Here is a 6,379-nt window from a genome sequence, read left to right on the forward strand (position 1 = left end):
GCAAGACCTCACTCTGCGGTGGTCGGCTCAGCAACGTCCCCGAGTTCCGTTCGTCGGCCTGGCACCGTCCACAGAACAGCACGCCAGGAGCGGGAGACAAGGTGAGTAGGTCCAGGAAACCGGTAAGCGCCGGGTGGGGAAGTTCAACGAGTCTCAACATGGCCAGGGCGGCGGCCAGCCGGGGCGAGGCTGTACGGGAGGCCAGACGGTGGGCGACCCGGCCGAGGGTACAAACGCATTCGAGGACGTAAGAGCGGGCGGCTGGGGGTGGCAGTGCAGGCGGGAAAGCCCTGGCGGAAAGCGAGGCAGGCCAGGCAGGCACCGAGCCAAGGGAGCGCAGACGGATCAGGCGCAGCAGGAGCCCCGCGGCAGGCGGTGCCGACCCCGGGAAGGGCATGGCCAGAACGGCAGTGAGACGCCGCAGCCCGGGAGACGGCGAGAGCGGCGAGGAAGGGCCGGGGGCGAGCACCAGGGCCGTCAAAGGATGCACGCGGAAACGCAAACGAACACGGCACCCGGGTCGGGCCGGGTCGCCCTGCGTAAGCGGGAAGCAGCCCGCCTGCGTCTGGACCGCGCGCCCTCGCCGCTGGGACCATCCCCGCAGGCGCGATGAGCAGTGCCCCCGCCCGCGACTTCGATCCCTCGTCGAAGACCATCCCAGTGCAGGCAGGAAGCACTACGACTGGCAGCTCGTCCTGGGCAAGGTCATGGGTAAGGCCAAGGGACCAACACCGCGGATGCCGGGAGCAGAGGAAGAGGCCAACGGAAAACGCCATCGGGTCGGGGCCATCTTCGTACGAGCGGGAAGCAGTCGGCCAACCGCGTTCGAACTCGCCGACGTCGAAGGACCAGCCCCACAGGAACAGGGAACAACCGCGGCGGGTGTGGTGATAAGCAGACTTCGCCACGGTAAGCCACGTCCACCACCACTCACCACACCCCGAAACCACCCCCACGCGGGCCAGGAGCAACCAATTCCGGGCGACCCGACTCACAAGACGTGGGGGCCATCCCCGCGCTAGTAGGGGGTAACCACCGGTCGGGCGGCCTGGTTTTGCAGGTCAGTAGCGAGAGTGTTCGAGAAGACGACGTAACCGAGTTTCAGCAATGCCCGGTTGCCTGGCTTGCCCCGGACGTGGTGCGTTCCCCCGGCGAGGTGGATGCGGGTCTGGCGGTGTGCCGCGCACGGTGAGCGTGCGCATGATGGGCACGGCCCTCGCCGCGTGGAACGAGGCCGTGCGACGGGAGCCCGCTGGTGAGCGCCTATGCGGTCGGCGTCGGGCGGCCCGGTTCGGGGGGCAAGGTGGCAGGATGACGCGGTGCTCGACTCTCTGCGTGAACTGTGGCTGCGCGGCCTCGCCTTCAACCCGGCGGCGCCCTCCGACGTACTGATACGCCTGATGGATCGAGCGGCCGGTGAGGCCGGTCTGCTGATGTGCGAGGGTCGTGCCCTGCCCGACGCCGTCATCGACGCGGCCCTGCGCCATCCGGTCAGTGCCGTCCGCAGCGCGCTCGCCCGTAACCAGTACGTCGCCCCGGCGCGGCTCGCTCCTCTGGCGACGGACCCGTCAGGGATCGTCCGCGCGCACCTCGCCGGCGGCCCCCGGTCCTGGCCCCGATGGGTCCGGCCACTGCCGGACGACACCCTCGTGACCCTGCTGACCGCGCAGGACGGGGGCGAGGACGGCAGGCTCACCGCGGACGAGATCATCGGGGAGCTCGAATCGTCCCGGCAGATCCCGCTGTCCTTCCGGCACTCCCTGGCCGACCGCGAGCACCCCGGACTCCGGATCCGGGCCACCTGGAGCTGGGAGTCGCTCACCCCGGCGCAGCGGATGAGGCTGCTCGACGACCCGGACCCCGCGGTCCGTGAAGCGGCGCGGGACGGGAGCTGGGTGCTGGATCCAGAACGAGTGGAGGCCAAGCTGCCGTCTTACGGGCTGCGCGGCAAGCCGTTCGTGTTCGGTACCTGCGCCCTGTCCCCGGCACTCGTCGAGCAGTGCTTCGCGGAGGGCATGGTGGGCCCCCTGGCCCGAAACCGCCACGCCCCGGCCCACGCCGTCGCCCGGCTCGCCCGCCATCCCGAGGCCGGGATCCGGGCGCTGGTAGCCACCCGGCCCGACCTGGGACCGGACCTGGCCGCCGAGTTGACGAAGGACCCGGACGACGACGTACGGATGTGCGCACGCCTCCACCCCTTCTCCCGCACCTGGGCCGAGTACGACATGCTCCACAGGTTCATCGGCCACGGTCCGGACTGCACGTGCCCGATCACCGAGCCGGACCCCCAGCCGTCACCCGACTGGTTCGCCGCCTGCGCGGCGTCCGGGGAACCGGTGCTCCGCCGGGTGGCGGCGAGCTGGCCCGGCCTGTCCGCGGAACTCGTCGGGGCACTCGCGCGGGACGAGGACGAGGAGGTACGGATCCGGCTGGCCTGCCACCACCCCCTGGCTCCGCCACGCCTCCTCCTGGACGTCTTCGTCACCCGCCCGGCCCACCGTCCGCACCTGCTGACCCTGCCCGCCTTCCCCCGTACCGGCATGAGCCACCTCATCAACCACCCTGATCCGCAGGTACGCGCCCTGGCCGCGTCCGACCCCGCCCTGCCCGATCCCCCGGTGGAAGACCCCGACGAGTCGGTGCGCCGGGCGGCCGCCGCCAACCCGGGCCTGGCGTCGGACGCCCTGGAGTCGCTCCTCGCCAACCCCCGCACCGCGGAGGGCGCTGCGGCCAACCCGTCCCTCCCCGTCCCACGCATGCACGCGCTCATCGATCGCTGCCTGAACGACGTCCCCACCCTGTCGACGGCGGCCCAACACTGAGAGACGACGGCCGCATAGCGATCACAGGCACGGCAACATCCCTCGACCACCGGCTGACGCCAACACACCAGACGAGCATTTCGAAACTCATCAACATTCCGGACATCAGCAACGAGCGACTGCTCCTCCGGCTCGCCTGCAAACGTCCTCCCTTCTCACCAACGCAGTCACCCTGGTGACCTGGGAACCATCCCCGCTCGAGCAGGGAGCAGGTGGAGCGGTCTCTTTCCCCGGCCTCGAACCGGGACCATCCCCCGCCTCGGCGGCGATCCCCACCTGGGCCGGGCCCGGCAGACAGCTGACCTGCGCAGACAGCGGAACTACAGCTGCCGCGTCAGACCAGGGCAGAATTGAGTTGTTCCTTGCCCGGCACCCCGATACCTTCCGGTTCATGCCTGCCCAGACTCCGCTGCCCATCACTCTCACCGGCCGCCAAGTACGCCTGGAACCACTCGCGATGAGGCATCTGGGAGACCTCTTCGAGGCGGGAGGCGGTGACGAGGAGGTGTGGCGGTGGCAGGGCGGGCCGGCGCCACAGACACATGCGGAACTGGGTAGCCGTCTTGCGATGCTGCTCAAGGAAGCCGAGCAGGGCGTATACGTTCCCTTTGCGGTCATCCACCGTGCGACCGGCCGGGCCATCGGCTGGACCGCGTACATGGACATCAACGTGGCCGAGGAATCGTTGGAGATCGGCTGGACGTGGTATGGGCGCGCGTACTGGCGCACCGCCGTCAATACCGAGTCGAAGCTGCTCTTGCTCACCCACGCCTTCGAAGACCTGGGGATGGGACGCGTACAGCTGAAGACCGACCATCTCAATCACCGCTCGCAGGCCGCGATCGCACGTATCGGGGCACGTCGCGAAGGCGTACTCCGCCGCCACCGCCGACGCCCGGACGGTAGCTGGCGGGACACGGTGTACTTCTCGATCCTCACCGACGAGTGGCCTGCGGCCAAGGAATCCCTCGCTGCTCGCCTGGGAGGACTGGGCCATGAAGGATAGCGTCGGGGCGCCGGCGTGACGGAGGCGAGGGCTACCGAGAGGCAGCTCAGCCGGCCTGGGCTTGTTCCGCTTGAAGTACCCGCTCCTGAGCCACACGTGATGGCGGGCCGGAGGGGACGTTGCAGGCTTTGCTCTGACCTACGCGGTGGCGGGGGGGCACCATAGATGATCTCCATGGGAACTGTGGCGGCGGTACGCCGGTATCCGGTGAAGTCCATGCTCGGCGAGGCTCTGGTATCCGTGATGGTGACTCACGCAGGGCTGTCCGGGGACCGGTCACACGCCGTTCTCGATGAGACGGGCGCGATCGGAAGTGTCAAACACCCGCGTAAATGGGGGCCGTTGCTCGGCTGCCGGAGTCGGGCAGTCGATGGCACCGTCGCGGTTGAGCTACCTGACGGGGTGATCCGCACGGTCGGCGATCCTGATTTGGATGGCCGACTGTCCAAGCTGTTGGGCCGCCAAGTGTTCGTCTCAGCGAGCGCGCCGGCTCACAGCGTGCTGGAGCGTGCGGTGCCGGAGTACGAGGGCGGTGTCCCGGATGCCGTGCGGGCCACGGCATTCGTGGACGGCACCGGAGAGAAGATCACCGCCGGCAAGGTCGCGTCGGGAACCTTCTTCGACTACGGCCGGGTCCACCTCGTCACCACGTCCTCGCTGACGAGGCTCCAATCCATCTACCCCGCCGGCGATTTCGATCCGCGTCGTTTCCGGCCGAACCTGGTCATCGACACGGGCAAGGGGCCGGCTTTTGCAGAGGACGGCTGGCAGGACCGGCAGTTGCGCGTGGGCGAGGCACTGTTTCGCGTGGTGGTGCCCACGCCGCGTTGCGTGGTACCCGCGCTCGGCCACGACGAGCTGGGAGCCGACCCTGGCATCATGCGTGCGATAGCCCGCGAACACCGGATCCACGTCTTCGACTTGGGGCGCCTGGCATGCCTGGGCGTATACCTGGATGTCCTCGAACCCGGCGAGGTCCGGCTTGGCGACTCGATCACCACTGACTGAAGTGCTGAACGCTGTGGCCAGGCGTCGAGTGCGGGAGGCGGCTCTACACCCTTCACCCGCCACCGTCATGCCGACGCTACGCGAACACGACGAGCAAGCCGGCATCTTCAACACCACAGGCGTGCAGCAGGGAGCCTCCCCGCCGGCGCGGGGAGCAGCCAAGGCGAGTCATGAGCCGCGCGAGGACTAGACGATCTATTCCAAGGGATCGGTGGTCAGAGCGGATCGCGGGATGCTTCCACTGCCTCCCGGACGTTTGAGTGCGGGTCGTCGGCAAGGCCGTCCAACAGTTCGGTGACCCCTGGGGTGGACCAACGGGCGACCGCCCACACCAGGTCCTCCCGCACCCCGGGGTCGGGGTGGGCAGCGAGGCGGCTCAACTGGGCGAGCGGGCCACGCCGACGCATTCCGAACCAGTGCAGTGCCTCCCGCAGCGCGGCCGGATCGCCGGGGTCACCGGCTGCAACCCGGGCGAGCAACACCTTGACGGGTGGCGGCGGACCATCCAACGGATGCGGCAACCGCTCCCGCAGGCGCCGCGCCCCGTACCCGCCGCGCACGCGGCACCCGAAACAGGTACAGGGGCGCACACCGTGTGCATCTGGCAGGTACCGCCAGCCCGCCACCTGCGGCGCGGTGCGGACCCGGTGCACTTCACCCGGCCGGATCGCCCGAGGAACGAACACCTCCCACCCGCGCGGGTCCTCCAGTGCCGCGATCCGTCGCACCGCCTCCGACGCAGAAACGGTGATCTGGGCATCCCGCGCCCGGTCGGCATAGCGTCCGACCAACACGTCCTGGGCATCGTCGAGTCGCACGTGGACCGCGACAAGCCCGCCGCGGCTGCCGAAACGCGCCAGCTCGCGCAGCCATTGGTGGGTGAGGGTGTACGACGGCAGGACCGGGAAGCAGTAGACCCCCCGCGCGCCGCCCTGTCCGTGGCTGGCCGCCCGGATCCCGGACCGCCGGATACGCGGCGCGTTCGCCGCTGAGGTCAAGTGCACGAACATCGCCATGACACGGAATACTAGGTGACCCAATCCAGGCCATAGCCTGCGCGTATGGGATGAGGGCGTCCAACGTTGATGTGTGAAAACAGAGTTGGAAACCCCACGACCGCACTCCAAGTGAAGACCGACGACCTGCTGAAGACGTCTCCTCACGACCGACTGTGCCGATCCGAAAGACTCGCTTCGCTCGGCTACACCCATACCGCACCGGCATAACCACCGGATCCGGGAGGTCGCGAGGGCACAACCAGTCCTGTCTCTCAGTGCTCCGCAACGTCACTACGCCTCGACATCATCGAGGCGTGCGTCGTCGACGTGCGTGATGTACGTCGTCGCGGCCTCAGAGATGATCTCTGGCATGACGAGCGGAGCGGTAGCGGGAGCAGGCTCGGGCGACGACGAAGTCGACGCCTGGCGCGCACGATTGGGTCTGGTGCAGGTTTGGGTGACAGGTTCGGTTACGCGGCCCGGAGGGCCGGTGTGGTGGTCATGACGGTCTCGAATTCGACGGGGGTCAGCCGGCCGAGTGCGGC

At 68.9% G+C, this 6,379-nt stretch carries 4 protein-coding genes; 3 read left to right on the forward strand and 1 reads right to left on the reverse strand.

Going from position 1 to position 6,379, the window contains the following annotated elements; all coding sequences use genetic code 11:
- Positions 1-1,319 precede the first annotated feature (1,319 nt).
- From GGE06_RS40050 to GGE06_RS40060, 3 genes are all read left to right on the forward strand, one after another.
- Positions 1,320-2,822: a hypothetical protein gene (locus GGE06_RS40050; protein ID WP_184933125.1), complete on the forward strand. Its 1,503-nt coding sequence runs from the start codon at positions 1,320-1,322 to the stop codon at positions 2,820-2,822.
- A 391-nt stretch (positions 2,823-3,213) separates the two neighbouring features.
- On the forward strand, positions 3,214-3,828 hold the full coding sequence (locus GGE06_RS40055) for a GNAT family N-acetyltransferase (RefSeq protein ID WP_184933126.1): 615 nt from the start codon (positions 3,214-3,216) through the stop codon (positions 3,826-3,828).
- A 174-nt stretch (positions 3,829-4,002) separates the two neighbouring features.
- Positions 4,003-4,836: an MOSC domain-containing protein gene (locus GGE06_RS40060; protein WP_116165735.1), complete on the forward strand. Its 834-nt coding sequence runs from the start codon at positions 4,003-4,005 to the stop codon at positions 4,834-4,836.
- A gap of 215 nt (positions 4,837-5,051) precedes the next feature.
- Here GGE06_RS40060 and GGE06_RS40065 read toward each other — a convergent pair whose 3' ends face one another.
- Entirely contained in the window at positions 5,052-5,852 is an 801-nt protein-coding gene (locus GGE06_RS40065; RefSeq protein ID WP_181924754.1) for a HEAT repeat domain-containing protein, read from the reverse strand.
- Positions 5,853-6,379 lie beyond the last annotated feature (527 nt).

The sequence above is a fragment of the Streptomyces nymphaeiformis genome, from assembly GCF_014203895.1.
Lineage (GTDB): Bacteria > Actinomycetota > Actinomycetes > Streptomycetales > Streptomycetaceae > Streptomyces > Streptomyces nymphaeiformis.

Bases quoted from the DNA above. Each gene is read 5' to 3' on its own strand.
- GGE06_RS40060 (WP_116165735.1), top strand. From the start codon at position 4,003: ATGGGAACTGTGGCGGCGGTACGCCGGTATCCGGTGAAGTCCATGCTC.
- GGE06_RS40055 (WP_184933126.1), top strand. From the start codon at position 3,214: ATGCCTGCCCAGACTCCGCTGCCCATCACTCTCACCGGCCGCCAAGTA.
- GGE06_RS40065 (WP_181924754.1), bottom strand. From the start codon at position 5,852: ATGGCGATGTTCGTGCACTTGACCTCAGCGGCGAACGCGCCGCGTATC.